Source organism: Streptomyces sp. NPDC086080 (genome assembly GCF_044540255.1).
GTDB lineage: Bacteria > Actinomycetota > Actinomycetes > Streptomycetales > Streptomycetaceae > Streptomyces.
Genome location: NZ_JBITRU010000006.1, coordinates 289,878 through 312,371 on the forward strand (window position 1 = coordinate 289,878; position 22,494 = coordinate 312,371).

At 71.5% G+C, this 22,494-nt stretch carries 13 protein-coding genes and 1 pseudogene; 12 read left to right on the top strand and 2 right to left on the bottom strand.

The genetic code is table 11. The features are described from left to right. Window positions 1–74 precede the first annotated feature (74 nt). Both ACIF9R_RS10765 and ACIF9R_RS10770 read left to right on the top strand, forming a co-directional pair. Window positions 75–1,634 (top strand): PucR family transcriptional regulator, encoded by a 1,560-nt coding sequence (locus ACIF9R_RS10765; protein ID WP_399977233.1) that lies wholly within the window; start codon window positions 75–77, stop codon window positions 1,632–1,634. Window positions 1,635–2,290: 656 nt separating this feature from the next. Beyond that, window positions 2,291–3,736, top strand: coding sequence for an aldehyde dehydrogenase family protein (locus ACIF9R_RS10770; RefSeq protein ID WP_399977235.1), 1,446 nt, complete (start codon window positions 2,291–2,293; stop codon window positions 3,734–3,736). Window positions 3,737–3,812: 76 nt separating this feature from the next. Here ACIF9R_RS10770 and ACIF9R_RS10775 read toward each other — a convergent pair whose 3' ends face one another. Further along, entirely contained in the window at window positions 3,813–6,653 is a 2,841-nt protein-coding gene (locus ACIF9R_RS10775) for a glycoside hydrolase family 3 C-terminal domain-containing protein (protein ID WP_399977238.1), read from the bottom strand. Window positions 6,654–7,012: 359 nt separating this feature from the next. On the opposite strand from ACIF9R_RS10775, the gene ACIF9R_RS10780 reads away from it, so the two are divergent. The 6 genes and pseudogenes from ACIF9R_RS10780 to ACIF9R_RS10805 all read left to right on the top strand — a co-directional run bounded on the left by ACIF9R_RS10780 (window position 7,013) and on the right by ACIF9R_RS10805 (window position 15,795). Continuing rightward, window positions 7,013–8,728, top strand: a complete 1,716-nt coding sequence (locus tag ACIF9R_RS10780; RefSeq protein ID WP_399977240.1) for an extracellular solute-binding protein — start codon at window positions 7,013–7,015, stop codon at window positions 8,726–8,728. A gap of 27 nt (window positions 8,729–8,755) precedes the next feature. Continuing rightward, window positions 8,756–9,790: an ABC transporter permease gene (locus ACIF9R_RS10785; RefSeq protein ID WP_399977242.1), complete on the top strand. Its 1,035-nt coding sequence runs from the start codon at window positions 8,756–8,758 to the stop codon at window positions 9,788–9,790. After that, window positions 9,787–10,728, top strand: a complete 942-nt coding sequence (locus ACIF9R_RS10790; RefSeq protein ID WP_399977245.1) for a carbohydrate ABC transporter permease — start codon at window positions 9,787–9,789, stop codon at window positions 10,726–10,728. Before ACIF9R_RS10785 ends, ACIF9R_RS10790 begins: the two co-directional genes overlap by 4 nt. Before the next feature lie 140 nt (window positions 10,729–10,868). After that, complete coding sequence (locus tag ACIF9R_RS10795) at window positions 10,869–12,839, top strand: beta-galactosidase (RefSeq protein ID WP_399977248.1); 1,971 nt, start codon at window positions 10,869–10,871, stop codon at window positions 12,837–12,839. After that, window positions 12,836–15,048 (top strand): annotated as a pseudogene (locus ACIF9R_RS10800) (glycosyl hydrolase family 95 catalytic domain-containing protein). Before ACIF9R_RS10795 ends, ACIF9R_RS10800 begins: the two are co-directional and overlap by 4 nt. Window positions 15,049–15,081: 33 nt before the next feature. Continuing rightward, entirely contained in the window at window positions 15,082–15,795 is a 714-nt protein-coding gene (locus tag ACIF9R_RS10805) for a hypothetical protein (RefSeq protein ID WP_399977251.1), read from the top strand. Window positions 15,796–15,893: 98 nt separating this feature from the next. Here the strand turns inward: ACIF9R_RS10805 and ACIF9R_RS10810 are convergent, their stop codons facing one another. Then, entirely contained in the window at window positions 15,894–16,904 is a 1,011-nt protein-coding gene (locus tag ACIF9R_RS10810) for a LacI family DNA-binding transcriptional regulator (protein ID WP_399977288.1), read from the bottom strand. A gap of 362 nt (window positions 16,905–17,266) precedes the next feature. Between ACIF9R_RS10810 and ACIF9R_RS10815 the strand changes: the two genes are divergently transcribed. From ACIF9R_RS10815 to ACIF9R_RS10830, 4 genes are all read left to right on the top strand, one after another. After that, complete coding sequence (locus tag ACIF9R_RS10815; protein WP_399977254.1) at window positions 17,267–19,210, top strand: acyl-CoA dehydrogenase family protein; 1,944 nt, start codon at window positions 17,267–17,269, stop codon at window positions 19,208–19,210. A gap of 199 nt (window positions 19,211–19,409) precedes the next feature. Further along, entirely contained in the window at window positions 19,410–20,672 is a 1,263-nt protein-coding gene (gene dxr, locus ACIF9R_RS10820; RefSeq protein WP_399977256.1) for a 1-deoxy-D-xylulose-5-phosphate reductoisomerase, read from the top strand. 8 nt (window positions 20,673–20,680) lie between these two features. After that, window positions 20,681–21,973 (top strand): M50 family metallopeptidase, encoded by a 1,293-nt coding sequence (locus tag ACIF9R_RS10825; RefSeq protein ID WP_399977290.1) that lies wholly within the window; start codon window positions 20,681–20,683, stop codon window positions 21,971–21,973. A 183-nt stretch (window positions 21,974–22,156) separates the two neighbouring features. After that, window positions 22,157–22,494: flavodoxin-dependent (E)-4-hydroxy-3-methylbut-2-enyl-diphosphate synthase (locus ACIF9R_RS10830; RefSeq protein WP_399977259.1), on the top strand; the 338-nt coding region annotated here is incomplete at its 3' end.

The window sequence follows — 22,494 nt, forward strand, 5'->3', positions numbered from 1 at the left end:
CCGTTCATACGCCGCGGCCAAGAGATCACCGACTGCTCACCCACCCGACGCAGACCCGAAGGCTCAAGGCCCCGATGCCCCCGACGCTCGCCTCGCTCGTCCACCACTCCGCGCTCAAGCTGACCGTGCGCGCGGGCGAGGACCGCCTCGACGTGCCCGTCCGCTGGGCGCACGCCAGTGAACTCGCCGACCCCGTGCCCTACATGGAGGGCGGGGAACTGCTGCTGATCACCGCGCTCAAGCTCGACGCCGAGGACCGGGAGGCGATGCGCCGCTACGTGAAGCGGCTGGCCGGGGCGGGCGTCGTCGGACTCGGCTTCGCCGTCGGCGTCCACTACGACGACATCCCCGACGCCCTCGTCGACGCGGCACGCGCGGAGGGCCTGCCGCTGCTGGAGGTGCCGCGCCGCACCCCCTTCCTCGCGATCAGCAAGGCCGTGTCCGCCGCCATCGCCGCCGATCAGTACCGCGCGGTGACCGCCGGCTTCGCCGCCCAGCGGGAACTGACCAGACAGACGCTGACCGGCGGCCCGGAAGGCCTGCTGGCCGCGCTCGCCGCCCAGGTCGACGGATGGGCCGCGCTGTACGACGCCTCCGGTGCCGTCGTCGCCACGGCACCGGAGTGGGCGGGCCGGCGCGCCGCACGGCTCACCGCGGACGTGACCCGGCTGCGGGAGCGGCCCGCGCCCGCCTCCTCCGTCGTGGCAGGACCGGACCACGAGGACCGGGTCGAACTGCACTCCCTCGGCACCGGACGCCGCCCCCGCGCGGCGCTCGCCGTCGGCACGGCGGCGGCCCTCGGCACCGCCGAGCGGTACGCCGTCCACTCCGCCATCGCCCTGCTCACCCTGACCACGGAACGCTCCCGCTCCCTGCACGCGGCCGAACAGCGGATCGGCGCCGCCGTGCTGCGCATGCTGCTCGCCGGGGAACCGGATCACGCCCGCGCGGTGGCCGGGGACCTGTACGGCGGCCTGCTCGACGCGCCCTTCCGGATCATCGTCGCCGCCGGTTCCGAGACCGACGGGGAGGGCCTCGCGGCCCTCGCCGAGACCGCGGAGTCCGCCGCCGCCCGCTCCGGTGAGGTGGTCCTGGTCGTGCCGGAGGGGGACCGGCTGGTCGTGCTGGCCGCCGACGGGGGCGCCGCGGTGGCCGCCTGCCGTGACCACGCCGCCGCGCGGGAGACGGCCCGCAAGGCCGACGAGGACCTGGTGATCGGACTGTCCGCCCCGGCCGGACCGATCGCCGCGTCCGCCGCCTACAAGCAGGCCGAGCAGGCGCTGTCGGTGGCCAGACGGCGGGGCAGGGTGCTGGTGGAGCACGAGCACATGGCCGCCGGGTCCGTACTGCCGCTGCTCGCCGACGACGCGGTCAGGGCGTTCGCCGACGGGCTGCTGCGCGCACTGCGCGAACACGACGCGACCGGCCGCGGCGACCTCGTCGCCTCCTTGCGCGCCTGGCTCTCCCGGCACGGCCAGTGGGACGCCGCGGCGGCCGATCTCGGCGTCCACCGGCACACCCTGCGCTACCGCATGCGCCGGGTCGAGGAGATCCTCGGCCGCTCCCTCGACGATCCGGACGTCCGCATGGAGCTGTGGCTGGCCCTCAAGGCGACGTCGTCCGAGGCCGGCTGAGCGGCGCCGGAGCGGTCCCGCCGGTCCCGCCGGTCCGGCCGCGGGCCGTGTCTCTCGTGCGAGCCACGCGCGGGTGTCCACCGTGAGGTGACGATTTCGGCCCGCCGGCTCCGCAGCGTTGGGGGCAGCCGCGGCATTCCGGTCGCGGCGGCGGGAAGACACCGCCGAACCAGGACGTCTCCCCTCCACGACCCGTTGGGGGATGTGCCGTTGGGTGGCACCGGGGTCCGCAGTGGTGTCTTCGCGGCCGCCCGGTTGCGGGTGGGTGTGGTTCTCGGGGGCCGTGCCGTGCGTGCGGAGGGGGCGGTCGGCGGCGCGGCCGTGCAGGGGGCGGTGCGTCGGGGGTGGCACCGGGGTCCGCAGTGGTGTCTTCGCGGCCGCCCGGTTGCGGGCGGGTGTGGTTCTCGGGGGCCGTGCCGTGCGTGCGGAAGGGACGATCGGCGGCGCGGCCGTGCAGGGGGCGGTGCGTCGGGGGTGGCCGCAGGGCCGGCGCGGTGGTTGGAGCCCTCGGAGCCCCCGGCAAGGGCTTTGTGCCGATGCGGCGTACTGCCGTTCGGTATCCGTACGTGCCGGACAAGCGCCCGCTCGGCGGTGCGCCCCTACCGTGGACCCGGAAAAGCCAGTACACCCCCTACGCGGAAGGGCCGGGACTCCACATGACTTCCACCCACGCCTTCTGGCTCGCCGGCCGCCAGGCCACCGGTGAGGCCGCCCTCGACGTCACCTCCCCCTGGGACGGCCGGGTCGTCGGCACGGTGAGCGTGCCGACCGATGCCCAGGTCGAGGAGGCCGTGGCCGCCGCGTACGCCGTGCGGGACGCGTTCGCCGCCACCCCCGCCCACGTCCGCGCCGCCGCCCTGGACCAGGTCAGCCGGCGCCTCGTCGAGCGCACCGAGGAGATCGCCCGGCTGATCTCCGCCGAGAACGGCAAGCCGATGAAGTGGGCCCGCGGCGAGGTCGGCCGCGCCGTCTCGGTCTTCCGCTTCGCGTCCGAGGAGGCCCGCCGGTTCAACGGCGGCGAGGCGCAGCGCCTGGACACCGACGCCGGCGGCCAGGGGCGGCTCGCGTTCACCCGCCGCTTCCCCAAGGGCGTCGTCCTCGGTATCGCGCCGTTCAACTTTCCGCTGAACCTGTGCGCGCACAAGATCGCCCCGGCGATCGCGGCCGGCGCCCCGATCGTCCTGAAGCCGGCGCCCGCCACGCCCCTGTCCGCTCTGATCCTCGGTGAGCTGCTCGCCGAGACCGAGCTGCCCGCCGGCTCCTGGAGCATCCTCCCGGTCCCCAACGACCGTATGCCCGCCCTCGTCCGGGACGAGCGGCTGCCGGTGATCTCCTTCACCGGCTCCGAGAAGGTCGGCTACGCCATCATGGACTCGGTGCCGCGCAAGCACTGCACCCTGGAGCTCGGGGGCAACGGCGCGGCGGTCGTCCTCGCCGACTTCGGACGCGACGAGGACCTGGACTGGGCCGCGCAGCGCATCGCGACCTTCTCCAACTACCAGGGCGGTCAGTCCTGCATCTCCGTGCAGCGGGTGATCGCCGACGCGTCGGTGTACGACCGGCTGCTGCCGCGTATCGTCGCCGCCGTCGAGGCGCAGGTCACCGGCGACCCGGGCGACGACGCCACCGATGTCGGCCCGCTGGTCAGCGAGGAGGCCGCGCAGCGCGTCGAGGCGTGGGTGCGGGAGGCGGTCGAGGCGGGCGCCACCCTCCTCACCGGCGGCAAGCGCGACGGCGCCTCCTACGCGCCGACCGTGCTCACCGACGTACCGGCGGATGTCACGATCTCCTGCGAGGAGGTCTTCGGGCCGGTACTGACCGTCCGGAAGGTGGAGGGCGAGGCCGAGGCCTTCGCCGCCGTCAACGACTCCAAGTACGGTCTCCAGGCGGGGGTGTTCACCCACGACCTGCAGACCGCCTTCCGGGCCCACCGCGCGCTGGAGGTCGGCGGCGTGGTCATCGGCGACGTGCCCTCGTACCGCGCCGACCAGATGCCGTACGGCGGCGCCAAGCAGTCCGGTGTGGGCCGCGAGGGCGTGCGGTTCGCGATGGACGACTACACCTACGAGCGGGTGATGGTCCTCACCGGCCTCGCTCTCTAGGCATGCGGGAGGGGGGCCAGGCACCGAGCGCGTCGGTGCCTGGCCCCCTCCCTTCGGGCCGCCCGCGTCCGGACCCTCAACCGGAGAAGCCGGCCCCCGCGAGCCGCAGCGCGCCGCGCAGCCGCAGGCGTACGTCGTGCACGCCGGCGACGACGCCACACGACGCGCGGAGCGTGGTGTAGTCGTACGGTCCCGGTGTGGGGGTCCGCGTGGACAGCGCCGCGAGGACCGGGCCGGAGCCGAGTGAGAACTCGACCGTGCCCGCGCCGGACACCCGCACCGTCACCTCCCGCACTCCGGTTCCGAAGTCGCAGTTGCGGAAGAGCAGTTCGCCGTCCGTCCCGGCCACGGGGGTGACCGAGTCGCCCGCCGTCCTCGTCCGGTCGACGATCTCGGTGCCGCTCTGCTCGTCGAAGTCGACGGCTTCCAGGCCGCGTTCCACGACGGGGCGCGGGACGCCCGGTTCGCCTTCCAGCGTGAGGGTGGTCCGGGCGCGGATGTCCGCGCTGGAGGCGCCCGCCAGCAGTTCGTACGCCCCCGGCTCCACTCTCCACCGGCGCGCCGCCACGTCCCAGAACGCGAAGGCGGACAGCGGCAGTACGAAGGACAGCTCGGCGCTCTCCCCGGGCGCCAGCGTCACCCGCCGGTGGGCCAGCAGCTCACGGCGCGGGCGCGGCACCGACGGGCCGGCCGCCCGCGTGTACAGCTGGGGCACCTCGTCGGCGGTGACGTCACCGGTGTTGGTGACGGAGAACGCGGCGCGCACCGACGAGCCGACCACCTGGGCCGTCAACTCCCCGTAGGAGAAGGACGCGTAGGAGCCGCCGTGGCCGAACGGGAACAGCGGGGTGCCCTCGAAGTACAGGTAGGTCTGCCGGGAGCCGATCACGTCGTAGTCGAGGAGGTCCGGCAGGTCGGTGTCGTCGGCGTACCAGGTCTGCGGCAGCCGGCCGGCGGGGGAGACGTCTCCGCTGAGCACCCGGGCCAGTGCGGTGCCCGCGGCCTGGCCGCCGTGCGCGGTCCACAGCAGTGCCGGGAGGTCCGCCGGGTCCACCGCGTAAGGATAGGCGGAGACCAGCACCAGCACCGTGTCCGGGTTGGCCGCGCGGGCCGCGCCGAGCAGCAGCTCCTGCTGGGCGGGCAGCCGCAGCGTCGTACGGTCCTCGGTCTCGCGCCCGTTGATGTGCGGATCGTTGCCCGCCACCACCACGACCACGTCGGCCCGTTCCGCGACGCGCGTCACCGCGTCCTCCCCGCGCTCGACGACGACCAGTTCGAAGACCTCGGGATCCTCCTCGGCAACCTTCACGCCGTCGGCGGCGACCCGCACATGGCGTCCTGTTCCCAGATGCCTGAGGAGGTGGCCGTCCCCGTGCGGTTCCAGCCGGAACGTCTCCTGCACGACCCAGCCGCCCGGCTGGTCGGCGGAGGCGCGGACATACCCGTCCTCGGCGACCGAGAGGTAGCGGCCGTCGGGTGCGCGCAGGGTGAGGACACCTTCGCCCCAGTCGACCAGGGCGAGTTCGGTGCCGGCCGCCCCCGTGGTGAGCGGCGGCAGATCGGTACGGCCCGCGAGCAGCGCCGGATCGAGGGCGCCCTCGGCGCCGCGCGCCGCCCCGGAGGCGTCCGGGGCGGGCGGGACGTGCAGGAACGTACCGGCGGCGGTCCTCAGCAGCACGCGGTCCACCCCCTCGGCGAACTCCACGCGGTCGGCGCCGAACCGCTCGTAGAGCCCCTCCAGCGGGGTCGAGCGGTGGAGGAGACCGCCGCTGTACCAGTCGAGCTTGCACTCGTCGGCGAGCAGCCCGACGACCGCCACGCGGGTGTCCGGGGCGAGCGGCAGCACGCCGTCGTTCTTGAGCAGCACCACCGCCTGCTCGGCGGCCTCCAGGGCGAGTGCCCGGTGTTCCGGGGTGTCGAAGGCTTGTTCCCCGGCGTAGGGGTCCGCATCCGGGTCGAACTCGCCGAGCCGGAACCGTACCGAGAGCTGGCGGCGGACGGCCGCGTCGAGGTCGGCCTCCGTCAGCAGGCCCTGTTCCAGCGCGCGCCGGATCCGTCCGACGACGACCGAGCTGTCCGTGCCGTGGTCGGTGAAGCTGTCGACGCCGGCCCGCAGCGCCGCCGCGGTGGCCTCCTCGTGGGTGTCGAAGTAGTGCTCGGAGTCGACCAGGTTGGAGGGCGCGCCCGCGTCGGAGCAGACCAGCAGGTCCTGCCGCGTCCACGCCCGCAACTGCTCGCGCAGATAGGGCGACACGTGGTTGGGGCGGCCGTTGACCAGGTTGTAGGCCGGCATCACCCCGGCGACCGAGCCCGCCTCGACCGTCTCCCGGAAGGCGCGCAGGTCGTACTCGTGCAGCACGCGGGGGCGCACGGAGCCGGAGCAGGTGTCGCGGTCCGTCTCGTTGTTGTGCGCCAGCCAGTGCTTGAGCACGGGCGCCGTGCGCCAGTACACCGGATGATCGCCGCGCAGGCCCTGGGTGTAGGCGGTGGCGATCGCCGAGGTGAGCTTCGGGTCCTCGGAGTAGCCCTCCTCGTTGCGCCCCCACAGCGGGTGGCGCAGCAGATTGACCGTCGGGGACCAGACATTGAGGCCGACACGCCCGTCCCGGGCGCGCATCGCACGCGCCTCCCGGGACACCGCCTCGCCCACCCGGCGCACCAGTTCCTGGTTCCAGGTCGCGCCCAGGCCGACGGCCTGCGGGAACACCGTCGCCGGGCCCATCCAGGCGACCCCGTGCAGCGCCTCCTGACCGGTACGGAAGGCCGCGATGCCCAGGCGGTCGACGGCCGGCCCGAACTGGTGCAGAAATCCGGTCTTCTCGTCGAGGGTGAGCCGCGACAGAAGGTCGTCGATGCGCTTCGCGAACGGCAGACCCGTATCGCGGAAAGGCGGCGTAGGCGGCGTGTGTGCGGTCACGTTGGGATTCCCCTCGGGATGGTGCGACGAGGCGTTTCGAAGCGCTTCGATGCTCAGTCGGGTCGGGGGCGGGTGTCAAGGGATCCGGGGGATCGGATCGGACACTCCTCCAGTAGTCCATAGTCCCCGCACCTGCGTCGCGATCACGTATACATCTGAGGAATCTTGGATGTGACCCTTGTGTGCCCCTGGGTGTTCACTTAACCTCGCAGCAACATCGAAGCGCTTCGACTGCGAGGCCCGCACTGTGCGGCACAGCCTCCGCCGAACGACCGCTTCGGATCGGCCAGTTCCACCGAAGACACCGCAGCCGACGGCCACCTGCCGGGTGTCCTGGTGCGCCATGAAGGGTTGACGCAATGACGCCGAACGCCTCCCGCTCCTCCGGAACCGGCCGGAGAAGCCCCTCCGCCCCCAGCCGGAGAAGCTTCCTCGCCTCCACGGCGGTCGCCACCGCCGCCGTGGCGGGCGGAATGCCGTTGCTCGCCGCCTGCGGCGGATCCGACGGAGGCTCGCGCGACGGCACCACATCGGGCAAGGACGCCAAGAAGATCCTCCCGGCGTACGTGGCGAGCAACGTGGTCACCCCCGACATCCCCAGCAAGAACGGCTCCGCGGTCGGCTTCACCGGCAAACTCGACCTGGCGAACCTCAAGACCTCCGTGCCGAAGAAGCTCGGCAAGGGCGAGAAGGTCACCGTCATGTCCCCGTTCTGGGGCTCCCCGCCCCAGAACGGCAACGCCTACTACACGTCGATGAACGACCTCATCGGCGTCGACGTGGTCTGGCAGAACCAGGACGGCAACACCTACGACCAGAAACTCGGCGCGGTCCTCGCCTCCAGCGAGGTGCCCGACGTGGTGGTCGTCCCCGGCTGGAACATGACGGGCAAGATCCCCAGCGCCATCATCGGCAAGTTCGCCGACCTCGGCCCGTACCTGTCCGGTGACGCCGTCAAGGACTACCCCAATCTCGCGGCGATCCCCACCGACGCCTGGCAGCGCTCCATCTTCGGCGGCAAGCTGCGCGGCCTGCCCATGCCGTCCTCGTACGTCACCGGCATCGTCCCGCTCTACCGCCAGGACATCTTCGAGAAGGAGGGCTACGAGGTCCCCCGGTCCTGCGACGAGTTCATGGCGCTGGCCAAGGAGGCCACCAACGCCAGAGCCAAGCGCTGGGCCTGCCTGGACATGAAGTGGACCGCCTTCAACGCCTTCGGCGTGCTCTCCGGCGAGGAGAAGTCACTCGGCTGGAACGAGGTCGACGGCAAGCTCGTCTACCGCATCGAGACCGAGGAGTACCTCGAAGCCCTGGAGTGGACGCGCAAGCTGTTCGCCGCCGGCGTCGTGCACCCCGACGCCGAGCTGGGCAAGAGCAACGCCAACGACGCCGGCCCCAAGTTCGCCGCCGGCGAGTTCATCGTCTACAACCAGGACTCCTCGCAGTGGTGGAGCCGTACCGCCGAACAGGCCCATCAGAACCCCGAATTCAAGATCTGGGGGATGGACATCTTCGGCCACGACGGCGGTGATCCCACGCTGTGGGCCAAGAACCCGGCCGGCATCTTCGCCTTCGTCAACAAGAAGGCCTCCGAGGCCGTGATCCGTGACGTGCTCGCCGTCGCCAACGTCACCGCCGCGCCGTACGGCACCACGGAGTACATGGCCACCAACTACGGCGTGGAAGGCACTCATTACACCGTCAAGGGCGGCGTGCCCACCAAGACCGACCAGGGCAACATCGACGTGATGAACGCCTTCGTGATGATCGCCGGCCCCGCCGCGACCATCGCCCACCCCGACTTCCCCGAGGTCGCCAAGGGCCAGGTGGAGTGGCAGCAGCGGATGGGCGCCTTCACGAAGAAGTCGGCCTTCTACGGCATGCAGATCACCGAACCCGCCCGCTACACCAACCTCTCCAACGACTTCGAGCAACTGGAGGACGACGTCGTCCGCGGCCGCAGGAAGATCGCCGACGTGCAGCGGGCCGTCTCCGACTGGAAGAGCAAGGGCGGCGACGAGCTGCGCGACTGGTACCGGAAGATCCTCGACGAGAACGGCACGGCGGCCGGCTGACCGGGCACCGAGGCAAGGAGAACCGCCGTGTCCCAGAGCACGGTGCCTCGGAGGGACACCGAGGCCGAAGCGAAGGAGAACCCCCCGACGGCGCACGGCGTCGCCCGGGGGGCCGGGGAGCGGCCCTCCGGCGGGAGGCTCGGCCTGCGGGTGAGGTTCAGACGCGACCGCGTCCTGCTCCTGATGACCCTGCCGGCCGTACTGCTGGTGCTGCTCTTCAACTACGTGCCGATCCTCGGCAACGTCGTCGCGTTCCAGGAGTACGACCCCTACATCAGTGACAACGGGATCGTCTCCATCCTGCACAGCCCCTGGGTGGGCCTGGAGAACTTCCAGCGGATCTTCGAGGACTCCGCCTTCTGGAACGCGGTGAAGAACACGCTGGTGCTCTTCGTCCTCCAGCTGGTGCTGTACTTCCCGATCCCCATCCTGCTCGCGCTGCTCATCAACAGCGTGGTCAGGCCCCGGGTGCGGGCGATCTCGCAGGCCGTCCTCTACCTGCCGCACTTCTTCTCGTGGGTGCTGGTCATCGCTGTCTTCCAGCAGCTCCTCGGCGGCGCGGGCCTGCTGTCCCAGCTGCTGCGCGACCACGGTTACGACGGGCTCAGCCTGATGACCGACCCGGACACCTTCAAGTTCCTGGTCACCGCGCAGAGCGTGTGGAAGGACGCGGGCTGGGGGATCATCGTCTTCCTCGCCGCGCTGGCCTCGGTCAGCCCCGACCTGTACGAGGCCGCCGCGATGGACGGCGCCAACCGCTGGCGCCGCATGTGGCACGTCACCCTGCCCGCGCTGCGCCCGGTGATCGCGCTGCTGCTGGTGCTGCGCGTCGGCGACGCCCTGACGGTCGGCTTCGAACAGATCCTGCTGCAACGCGACGCCGTCGGACCGGGAGCCGCGGAGGTCCTCGACACCTTCGTGTGGTGGAACGGCGTACGCAACCAGGACTTCGGCTACGCCGCCGCCGCAGGGCTCGTCAAGGGAGTCATCAGTCTCGGCCTGGTCCTCATAGCCAACAAGGTGGCCCATCTCATGGGCGAGCAGGGGGTGTACAAGAAATGACCGCCGTCATCGACAAGCCGGCACGCCCACGCACACCCGGCCGCTGGGCGGCCCCGCCCCGGCCGGTGTGGGAGGAGAAACCCAGCCGCGCGGGGATCGCCGGCAAGGGACTGGTGCTGCTCCTCGCCTGCCTGGCCGTCCTCTTCCCGCTGTGGATCGTCGTGGTCACCAGCCTGTCCACGCGCAGGGCCATCGACGAGGCCGGCGGGCTGGTGATGATCCCGACGGACATCACCTTCGTCGCCTACCAGGAACTGCTCAGCGGCGGCCAGGTCACCCGGGCCACGCTCGTCAGCATCGGCATCACCCTCGTCGGTACCGTGTTCTCGATGACGGTGTCGGTGCTGTGCGCCTACGGACTCTCCCGCAGCGGGTCGCTGGGCCACCGCTGGATCCTCATGGTGCTGCTGGCCACCATGTTCTTCAGCGCCGGCCTCATCCCCACCTACCTGCTGGTGCAGTCACTGGGCCTGACCGACAGCTACCTCGCGCTGATCCTGCCCAGCGCGATCAGCGTCTTCAACATCCTGGTGCTGCGCGGCTTCTTCATGGGCATCTCACAGGAGCTGATCGACAGCGCCCGCATCGACGGCGCCGGGGACCTGCGCATCCTGTGGCAGATCGTGCTGCCGCTCTCCCGCGCGGTCGTCGCGGTGATCACGCTGTTCTACGCGGTCGGCTACTGGAGCGCCTGGTTCAACGCGTCCCTGTACCTGAACGACCAGAACATGCTGCCCCTGCAGAACGTCATGATCCAGCTGGTGCAGAAGCAGGAGGCACCGGTCGGTCTGGGCCAGGCGATCAAGACCGGTCAGCTGTCCGGTCTCGCCGTACAGATGGCGGTCATGGTGATGGCGCTGCTGCCGGTGGCCGTGCTGTCGCCGTTCGTCCAGAAGCACTTCAAGAAGGGCATGCTCACCGGCGCGGTCAAGGGCTGACGCCCTTGAGCGTCCGGGGAACCTGTGTGGTCCTTCGGCTGCCGGCTCGGCGTGGCGGGTCGCGCCCACGCTGCGGAACCGCGTATCGGACACAGCCCCGCCCCTCGGTTTCTCCACAACCCCCGACGATGAGGTTCCCCTTGTCCAGTCTGAGCGACGTCACCCGTGGCCGTCTTCTCTACGGCGGTGACTACAACCCCGAGCAGTGGCCCGAGGAGATGTGGCACGAGGACGTCCGCCTGATGAAGCGGGCCGGCGTCAACTCCGTCACCCTCGGCGTCTTCTCCTGGGCGAAGATCGAACCCCGTCCGGGCGAGCGGAACTTCGGCTGGCTGGACCGGCTGATGGACCTGACGCACAGCAACGGCATCGGCGTCGTCCTCGCCACCCCCACCGCCTCACCCCCGCCCTGGATGGGCCACCTCCACCCCGACACCCTGCCCCGCGACGCGGAGGGCCGGACCGAATGGTGGGGCGGACGCCAGCACTTCTCGCACTCCAGCGCCACCTACCGCCGCCTCGCCGCCGCCGTCACCGAGGACCTGGCCGCCCGCTACGCCGGCCACCCGGCCCTCACCATGTGGCACATCAACAACGAGTACTGCACCTACGACTGGGGCGACGAGGCCGCCGCCCGCTTCCGTGACTGGCTGCGCCACCGCTACCGCACCCTGGACGCCCTCAACACCGCCTGGGGCACCGCCTTCTGGAGCCAGACCTACGGCGACTGGGCCGAGATACTGCCGCCCCGGCACGCGCACTACATGAAGAACCCCACCCAGGTGCTCGACTTCAAGCGCTTCACCTCCGACATGCTCCTGGAGTGTTACAGCGCCGAACGCGACATCGTCCGCCGGCACACCCCGCACCTCCCGGTCACCACCAACTTCATGCCGCTGTGGGCCGGCCAGGACGCCTGGCGCTGGGCCGAGGAGGAGGACGTGGTCTCCGTCGACCTGTACCCCGACCCGCGCGACCCCCTCGGCGCGCAGAGCGGCGCCCTGGTCCAGGACATGACCCGTTCCCAGGCCCGCGGTCCGTGGATGCTGATGGAGCAGGCGGCCGGTCCGGTCAACTGGCGTGCCGTGAACCACCCCAAGCCGCGCGGTCTCAACCGGCTGTGGTCGCTGCAGGCCGTGGCGCGCGGCGCGGACGCCGTCTGCTACTTCCAGTGGCGCCAGTCCCGGCAGGGCGCCGAGAAGTTCCACTCCGGCATGGTCGACCACGCGGGCGAGCAGGGACGGACGTACCAGGAGGTCGGGCAGCTCGGCGCGGACCTCGCCCGGATCGCGCCGCACGTCAGCGGGAGCGGCGTCGCGGCCGACGTCGCCGTGCTGCACGACTGGCACTCCTGGTGGGCCGGCGACCAGGAGGGCCGCCCGTCCCGCGAGGTCGACTACCCGGCGGTCCTCTCCGCATGGCACCGGGCGCTCTGGCAGGCCGGCCTCACCACCGACTTCGCCCACCCCGAGCACGACCTGTCCGGCTACCGGCTGGTCGTCGTGCCGCAGCTCTACCTCCTCACGGACACGGCCGTGAACAACCTTTTGGCGTACGTACGCGACGGTGGCACCCTCGTCTGCGGATTCCTCACCGGCGTCGCCGACCAGGACGACCGGGTGCGCCCCGGCGGCATGGACGCCCGGCTGCGCGAACTGTTCGGCATCCGCACCCTGCACGCGTGGTGGCCGCTGGAGCCGGGGGAGCGGGCCGACGCCGAGGGCGGCCTGCGCGGCACCCTGTGGTCCGAGGAACTGGAACCCGACGGCACCGCGGAGGAGACCGTCGCCTACAAGGGCGGCGAACTCGACGGACTGCCCGCCGTCCTGCGCAAGGGCCGCGCCTGGTACGTCTCGACCCTCCCGGAGCCCGAGGCACTGCGCGCCCTGCTCACCCGCGCCGCCGCCGGTGCCGGTTGCCGTCCGGTGCTCGACGGGCTGCCGGACGGCGTCGAGGCGGTACGCCGGGGCGAGACGCTGTTCCTGCTCAACCACGGCCGGGAGCCCGTCACCGTGGACGTCCCCGGCACCCGTCGCGACCTCCTGACGGAGACGACCGTGACCGGACGCGTCACCCTGGGCCGCTACGGCGTGGCGGTGCTCGCATCATGAGCGCGACACTCGTGCACGGAACCTGGGAGCCGCGGCCGGCCGCCCGCTGGGAGGACGCCTTCCTGAGCGGCAACGGCCACCACGGCGCCCTGGTGTTCGGTGATCCGGACGACGACCGGACCATCGTCACCCATCACACCCTCGTCCGCCCGGGCGAGGACGACGAGCGGCACCGGCAGCCGCCCCGCCTGGCCGACGGACTCGCCGGCCTCCAGGACCGGATGCTGGCCGGCGACCTGAGCGCCGCCGAGGACTTCACCGACGGCCGCCCCCTGACCTGGGTGCGCCCCTTCCACCCGGCCTTCCAGGTCCGCCTGCGCCGTGAGGACCGCGACCCGGACCGGTCCGGATACCGCCGTACGGTCGACTTCGCCACCGGCGTGGCGGAGGCGGTCCACGACGGCTGGACCAGCCGCGTCTTCGTCTCCCGCGCCGACGACGTGATCGTCCAGCAGGTCACCGGGGTGGGACTCACCCTCGGCCTCTCCCTGGACCACCGGCTTCCCGGCGTCCCCGCGGGCCTGGCCGTCGGGCACGGAACCGTCCTCACCCCCGAGGGCGCGCTGCTGAGCCTGCGCGCCCGCTACCCCGGCAGCGACCTCGCCTTCACCGGCGTCACCTCGTCGCCGTGACCGGCGGCACGACCACCCTCGCCCCGCCCGGCGTCCGCGTCGAGCGCGCGCGATCGGTGCTGCTGCTCACCCGGGTACGACGGCACACGGGGGAGGCCGACGTGCTCGCCGAGGGCCGCGCCCTGCGCGATCTGCTCGACGACGCGCCCGGGACCTCGTACGACGCCCTCCTCGCCCGCCATCTGCCCCCGCACCGCACCGCCTACGAACGCGTCACCCTCGACCTGGCCGCCGAACCGGACGAACGTGCCCTGCCGGGCACCGCGTTGCTGGCCCGGCCGCGCAGTGCCGCGCTGCTGGAGCGGCTCTTCGCCGCCGGCCGCTACCACCTGCTGTCGTCCAGCGGCCTGTTCCCGCCCCGGCTCACCGGACTGTGGACCGGTGACTGGGACACCGCGTGGTCCGGCGGTTTCACCAACGACGCCAACCTCAACCTCCAGACCGCCTCCGCCGCCGCGGCGGCCCTCCCCGAGGTCACCGGGGCACTGGCAGCCCTGATCCAACGCCAGTTGCCCGACTGGCGGGACAACGCCCGCGCGGTGTTCGGCGCCCGGGGCGTGGTCGCGCCCGCGCACAGCGACGGCGAGTCCGGGCACTCGTACCACTTCAGCCGCGAATACCCCCTGCACCTGTGGACGGCCGGTGCCGACTGGCTGCTCAAGCCGCTCGTCGACCACGACGAGACACACGGCCGGCGTGACCCGCGCACCGCCGCCGCGCTCGCCGAGGTCGCCCTCTTCTACGAGGACTTCCTCACCCGGACCGACGCCGACGGCCGGCTCACCGTCGTGCCCTCCTACTCGCCCGAGAACCGGCCCGCCAACGCGAGCTGGGGCGCGGTCGACGCGGCCATGGACCTCTCCGCGGCCCGCCACGCCCTGCTCACCGCCGCCGCGTACCACCCCGGGCACGCCGGCCGCCTGCGTGCCCTCGCCGACCGGCTGCCCCCGCACCGCGTCAACGCCGACGGCGCGCTCGCCGAGTGGGCCCGCCCCGGCCTGGACGACTCCTACGACCACCGCCACCTCAGCCACCTCTACGGCGTCTGGCCGCTGGACGAGATCACCCCCTACGACACCCCGGACCTGGCCGCCGCCGCCCACCGAGCCCTGGAACTGCGGGGCGCCGAGAACGACTCCGCGCACGGCCATCTGCACCACGCGCTGATCGCGGCCCGCCTGAGGGACGGCGAGCGGGTCGCCCACGCGCTCGCCCGGGTCCTCGACGGCGACTTCTTCCACGCCTCCCTGATGAGCGCGCACTACCCGCGCCGCGACGTCTACAACGCCGACGCCGCCCACACGCTGCCCGCCGTGCTGATCGAGGCCCTCGTCCAGTCCACGCCGGACCGGCTGGTCCTGCTGCCCGCCCCGCTTCCCGAGTACCCGAACGGGCGGCTGTGCGGCATCCGGACCCGTTTCGGCGCGGAGATCGACCTGACCTGGTCCCCGGACGGCGCCACCGCCGTCGTCCGGCCGGCCCGCACCCACCGCATCGTCCTGTGGACTTCCACCGGCGCCGAACCGCTCGAACTGGTCGCCGGAGAAGACCGCGTCCTCGCGCTGAAGACGCGGTGACCCCCGAGCATCCCCCCACCCATGGAGGACACCATGGCACCAGGCACCCTGCGCAGGATCACCAAGGTCCTGCTGGCCCCCGCCCTCGCCCTCGGCGTGACGGCCGGCCTCGCCTCCGCACCCGCGCACGCCGCCGTCTGGAGCTCCTGCGACCAGTGGGGCAACACCGGCCTGAACGGCTACACGCTCTACAACAACATCTGGGGCTCCGGCGCCGGCGCCCAGTGCGTGTGGGCCAACTCCGGTACCAACTGGGGCGTGTGGGCCGACCACCCCAACACCGGCGGCATCAAGTCCTACCCGAACTCCAAGAAGGTGATCAACAAGCCGATCGCCTCCCTCGGCTCGCTCACCAGCAGCTACCGGGTCACCGTCCCGTCCTCGGGGGCGTACAACACCTCGTACGACATCTGGGACACGGACTACGACTACGAGATCATGCTCTGGGTCAACCACCACGGGGCCGTGGGCCCGCTCGGCAGCCCGCAGGGCACCGTGAGCCTCGGCGGCCACACCTGGAACGTTTACAAGGGCAGCAACGGACACAACGAGGTCTTCTCGTTCCTGCGCACCTCGGACTCGAACTCCGGCACCGTGAACATCCTCCCGATCCTCAAGTGGATCAAGGACACCAAGGGCTGGATGGGCAACGAGACCATCGGTGACGTGCAGTTCGGCTTCGAGATCACCTCGTCCGCCGGCGGGCTGGACTTCCGTACCGACAACCTGACCGTCTCCGGCGGCTGACCCGTCGCCTTCCCGGCGACGACCGGGGGAGCGCGTCCGCGACACGGACGTCCGTCCGCGTTCACGGGCGCGCTCCGCGGTGGCGCGACGACCGGAGGCTACGCCACGGGCGCCGGGCCCGAGCTGGCCCGGACCGTCAGCTCGGGCGGGAGCAGCACGACCTCGTCGCCGCCCTTCCCGTCGAGCTTGGCGACCAACTGCTCCACGGCATGCCGGCCCATCTCCTGAGCGGGGACGGCGACCGACGTCAGCCGCACCGAGGCCTGTACGGCGACCTGTTCCGGACAGACCGCCACCACCGAGACGTCCTCGGGCACCGCCCGGCCCTGCTGGCGCAGCAGGGCGAGCAGCGGTTCGACCGCCGACTCGTTCTGCACGACGAAGCCCGTGGTGCCGGGGCGCTCGTCGAGGATCCGGGCGAGCGTCACGGCCATCGCGTCGTATCCGCCCTCGCACGGGCGGTGCAGCAGCCGCAGTCCCAGTTCCCGCGCCCGGGTACGCAGCCCGTCCAGGGTGCGCTCGGCGAAGCCGGTGTGCCGTTCATAGACCGCCGGGGCCTCGCCGATGACGGCGACGTCCCGGTGTCCCCGCTCGGCCAGGTGTTCCACGCAGAGCGCGCCGGTGGCCTTGAAGTCGAGGTCGACGCAGGTCAGTCCGGTGGTGTCGGCGGGCAGGCCGATCAGTACCGCCGGCTGGTCGGTGCTCCGCAGCAGCGGCAGCCGTTCGTCGTCGAGTTCGACGTCCATGAGGATCATGCCGTCGGCCAGTCCGCTGCCCGCGACCCGGCGCACCGCGTCAGGACCCTCCTCGCCGGTCAGCAGCAGCACGTCGTACCCGTGGGTGCGGGCCGTGGTGGCCACCGCGATGGCGATCTCCATCATCACCGGTACGTACATGTCCGTACGCAGCGGGATCATCAGCGCGATGATGTTGGACCGGCTGCTGGCCAGGGCGCGGGCCCCGGCGTTCGGGTGGTACCCGAGCTCGCGGATGCTCCGCTCGACGCGCTGCCGGGTGTTCACGGAGATGGACCGCTTGCCGCTGAGGACATAGCTCACCGTGCTCGCCGAGACTCCGGCGTGCTGGGCGACCTCGGCGAGGGTGACCATCCGGCTCTCCAAGTGTGTGAAGCGCTTCGACATCGAGCCCGAACGTACCGGGTGGGGTGGGATGGCTCGACAGTAGCCGCACAGGACAACAGGTGTCCAGGGGATGTCGAAGCGCTTCGACTGTCTTCTTGCCGCCGAGCCCGGGTGAAGGGAGGGACCCGCGTCGAAGCCATTGTCCCTCAGCGGCGGACCGCGCCAGGGACGAGGCGGTCGCCTGGACCTCCCCGAGCCGGCCCGCCGACGGCGTATCGGCCGAACGGCCGCACGAAGGGTGGTGGGGGCGCTACGAATCGGGTACATACGATCGGGTAGCACCCGTCAGTAACGCACGACTCCACCCTCTTCGCGGCGAGGTGAGCCTCATGTCCGCAGTACCCGAGTCTCCGTCCCGGCCCACGGTCACCGAACAGGAGGCCCGTCAGGTCGCGGAGGCCGCCCGGGAGCAGGACTGGCGCAAGCCCAGCTTCGCCAAGGAACTGTTCCTCGGCCGCTTCCGGCTCGACCTGATCCACCCCCACCCCCTGCCCGCCGACGACGACGTCCAGCGCGGTGAGGAGTTCCTCGCCAAACTCCGCGACTTCTGCGAGACGAAGATCGACGGATCCACGATCGAGCGTGACGCGCGTATTCCCGACGAGGTGATCACCGGGCTCAAGGAGCTCGGCGCCCTCGGCATGAAGATCGACACCAAGTACGGAGGTCTCGGCCTCACCCAGGTGTACTACAACAAGGCCCTCGCCCTGGTCGGCTCCGCCAGCCCGGCGATCGGCGCGCTGCTCTCCGCCCACCAGTCGATCGGCGTCCCGCAGCCGCTGAAGATCTTCGGCACGCGTGAGCAGAAGGAGACGTTCCTGCCGCGCTGCGCCCGGACCGACATCTCGGCGTTCCTGCTCACCGAGCCGGACGTCGGCTCGGACCCGGCCAGGCTCGCCACGACCGCCGTTCCAGAAGAGGGGGGAGACTACGTCCTCGACGGCGTGAAGCTGTGGACCACCAACGGCGTGGTCGCCGACCTGCTCGTCGTCATGGCGCGCGTGCCCCGGTCCGAGGGGCACCGCGGCGGCATCACCGCGTTCGTCGTGGAGGCGGCCTCCGAGGGCGTCACCGTCGAGAACCGCAACGCCTTCATGGGTCTGCGCGGGCTGGAGAACGGCGTCACCCGCTTCCACCGGGTGCGGGTCCCGGCCTCCCACCGCATCGGCGAGGAGGGCCAGGGTCTGAAGATCGCGCTCACCACGCTCAACACCGGACGGCTGTCACTGCCCGCGATGTGCGTGGGCTCGGGCAAGTGGTGCCTGAAGATCGCCCGCGAGTGGTCGGGAGTCCGGGAACAATGGGGCAAGCCGGTGGCGCTGCACGAGGCCGTCGGCTCCAAGATCGCGTTCATCGCCGCCACCACCTTCGCCCTGGAGGCCGTGGTCGACCTGTCCTCACAGATGGCCGACGAGGACCGCAACGACATCCGCATCGAGGCCGCCCTCGCCAAGCTCTACGGCTCGGAGATGGGCTGGCTGATGGCCGACGAGCTGGTCCAGATCCGCGGCGGCCGCGGCTTCGAGACCGCCGAGTCCCTCCGCGCCCGTGGCGAACGCGGCGTCCCCGCCGAGCAGATGCTGCGCGACCTGCGCATCAACCGCATCTTCGAGGGCTCCACCGAGATCATGCACCTGCTGATCGCACGCGAGGCCGTCGACGCCCACCTGTCGGTCGCCGGTGATCTGATCGACCCGGAGAAGTCCCTCGGCGACAAGGCCAAGGCGGGCGCGGGCGCGGGCCTCTTCTACGCGAAGTGGCTGCCGAAGCTCGTCGCCGGGCCCGGGCAGCTGCCCGGCTCCTACAGCGAGTTCAAGCACGGCATCGACCTGTCCCCGCATCTGCGCTACATCGAGCGCACCTCCCGCAAGCTGGCCCGCTCCACCTTCTACGCCATGTCCCGCTGGCAGGGGAAAATGGAGACCAAGCAGGGCTTCCTGGGCCGGATCGTCGACATCGGCGCGGAACTGTTCGCGATGAGCGCCGCCTGCGTCCGCGCGGAACTCCTGCGCGGACGCGACGAGCACGGCCGCGAGGCCTACCAGCTCGCCGACGCCTTCTGCCGCCAGTCCCGCATCCGCGTCGAGGAACTCTTCGGCCGGCTGTGGACCAACACCGACGACCTCGACCGCAAGGTCGTCAAGGGCGTGCTCTCCGGCACGTACGAGTGGCTCGAGCAGGGCGTCATCGACCCCTCGGACGACGGCCCCTGGATCGCGGACGCCGCCCCGGGCCCGTCGCAACGGGAGAACGTGCACCGCCCGGTCAGGTGACGGCCGGCCGCGGACGGCCCGGGGGCGCCTGCCACCGGGCCGCCCGCGGCCGCTGACCGAGGTGTCCTGGCCATGACGGCACCTCCCCGTGCCAGGCGCCGGCATCGGTCCATCCCCGGGGCGGGTCCGATGACGACTCGCCGTCCGCCGCGACGACACCCCTGTCCTCCCGGGCGCGGGATACGGACACAATGGGGGGATGACCGACAGTCCAGCCCCCCTCGCCGATCCGCACCTCGTCTACGACCCCGTGGTGGGAGACGGCCCGAAGGACGTGGTGATCCTCGGCTCCACCGGGTCGATCGGCACCCAGGCCATCGACCTCGTGCTGCGCAACCCCGACCGCTTCCGGGTCACCGGCCTGTCCGCCAACGGCGGCCGGGTAGCCCTCCTCGCCGAGCAGGCCCACCGGCTGCGGGTACGCACGGTCGCCGTCGCCCGCGAGGACGCCGTACCGGCGCTGCGCGAGGCGCTGGCCGCGCGGTACGGCGCGGGGGAGCCGCTGCCGGAGATCCTGACCGGACCGGACGCGGCCACCGAGGTCGCCGCCTCCGACTGCCACACCGTCCTCAACGGCATCACCGGCTCCATCGGACTCGCCCCGACCCTCGCCGCCCTGGAGGCGGGCCGCACCCTCGCGCTCGCCAACAAGGAGTCGCTCATCGTCGGCGGCCCGCTCGTCAAGGCGCTCGCCAAGCCCGGTCAGATCATCCCGGTCGACTCCGAACACGCCGCCCTCTTCCAGGCGCTGGCCGCCGGCACCCGCGCCGACGTCCGAAGGCTCGTCGTCACCGCCTCCGGGGGCCCCTTCCGCGGCCGTACCAGGGAGCAGCTGGCGGACGTCACCGTCGAGGACGCCCTCGCCCACCCCACCTGGGCCATGGGCCCGGTCATCACGATCAACTCCGCGACGCTCGTCAACAAGGGCCTGGAGGTGATCGAGGCGCACCTCCTCTACGACATTCCCTTCGATCGCATTGAGGTCGTCGTGCACCCGCAGTCGTATGTCCACTCGATGGTTGAGTTCACGGACGGATCGACACTGGCCCAGGCGACGCCCCCCGACATGCGCGGGCCCATCGCCATCGGCCTCGGCTGGCCCGAAAGGGTCCCGGACGCGGCCCCGGTCTTCGACTGGAGCACGGCGTCCACCTGGGTGTTCTTCCCCCTCGACAACGAGGCGTTCCCCTCGGTGAACCTCGCCCGGCGGGTCGGCGAGCTCGCGGGAACCGCCCCGGCGGTGTTCAATGCGGCGAACGAGGAGTGCGTCGAGGCCTTCCGCTCCGGCGCACTGCCGTATCTCGGAATCATGGAGACCGTCACCCGGGTCGTCGAGGAACACGGCACCCCGGCGACGGGAACCTCCCTGACCGTGTCGGACGTCCTCGAAGCGGAGACCTGGGCCCGGACGAGGGCCCGGGAACTGACAGCCCGGACGGCGAGCGCGGAGGCGCGTGCATGACGACCCTGATGTTCATCCTCGGCATAGTCGTCTTCGCGGCCGGCCTGCTGTTCTCGATCGCCTGGCACGAGCTGGGCCATCTCTCCACCGCCAAGATGTTCGGCATCCGCGTGCCGCAGTACATGGTCGGCTTCGGCCCGACCCTCTGGTCGCGGAACAAGGGCGAGACCGAGTACGGCGTGAAGGCGATCCCGTTCGGCGGCTACATCCGCATGATCGGCATGTTCCCGCCCGGCCCCGACGGCCGTCTTGAGGCCCGCTCCACCTCACCGTGGCGCGGCATGATCGAGGACGCCCGCTCCGCCGCCTTCGAGGAACTGAAGCCCGGCGACGAGAAACGCCTGTTCTACACGCGCAAGCCGTGGAAACGGGTCGTCGTGATGTTCGCGGGCCCGTTCATGAACCTGATCCTCGCGGTCGCGCTGTTCCTCACCGTGCTGATGGGCTTCGGCATCCAGCAGCAGACCACCACCGTCAGCTCGGTCTCCCAGTGCGTGATCTCGCAGAGCGAGAACCGCGACAAGTGCAAGGCGTCCGACCCCGAGTCCCCCGCGGCCGCCGCCGGGATGAAGGCCGACGACAGGATCGTCGCCTTCGACGGGGTACGCACCGACGACTGGGGCGTCCTGTCCGACCTCATCCGTGACAGCGCCGGCAAGAGCGTGGCGATCGTCGTCGACCGCGACGGCCAGGAGGTGACCCTCCAGGCGGAGATCGCCACCAACCTGGTCGCCAAGAAGGACGGCAACGGCGCCTACGTCGAGGGCGAGTACGTCAAGGCCGGCTTCCTCGGCTTCAGCTCGGCCACCGGCGTCGTCAAGCAGGACCTCGGGGACTCCGTGGTCTGGATGACGGACCGGGTCGGCGATGCCGTCGACTCCCTCGCCGCCCTGCCGTCCAAGATCCCCGCCCTGTGGGACGCCGCCTTCGGCGACGGCCCGCGCGAACCCGACTCCCCGATGGGCGTCGTCGGAGCGGCCCGGGTCGGCGGCGAGATCGCCACCCTCGAGATCCCCGCCTCACAGCAGATGGCCATGTTCGTGATGCTGCTCGCGGGCTTCAACCTCTCCCTGTTCCTGTTCAACATGCTCCCGCTGCTGCCCCTCGACGGCGGACACATCGCGGGCGCGCTGTGGGAGTCGCTGCGCCGCAACCTCGCCAGGGTGCTGCGCCGCCCCGACCCGGGCCCGTTCGACGTGGCGAAACTGATGCCGGTGGCCTACGTGGTGGCCGGGATCTTCGTCTGCTTCACCATCCTCGTCCTGATCGCGGACGTGGTGAACCCGGTGCGGATCTCCTAGCCCACGACATCGACACCCGTTGTTCACGACGGCCTGGAACCCTGCGGTTCCGGGCCGTCGCCCTTGACGCGGGCTTACGGCCGCGATGTGCCCGACGGCCGACCGGTGCCGTAATCTCGGAGCCCGGAGCCCGCCGCTCACGGGGAGCCGGACCTTGATCCACGACTTGGGGTTGCACAGCAGATGACTGCGATTTCTCTCGGTATGCCGTCCGTTCCGACCAAGCTCGCCGAGCGCCGGAAGAGCCGGCAGATCCAGGTCGGCTCCGTGGCGGTGGGCGGGGACGCGCCGGTGTCGGTGCAGTCGATGACGACCACGCGGACGTCCGATGTGGGGGCGACGCTCCAGCAGATCGCCGAGCTCACCGCGTCCGGGTGTCAGATCGTGCGGGTGGCCTGTCCGACGCAGGACGACGCGGACGCGCTCGCGACGATCGCCCGCAAGTCGCAGATCCCGGTCATCGCCGACATCCACTTCCAGCCCAAGTACGTCTTCGCGGCGATCGAGGCGGGCTGTGCGGC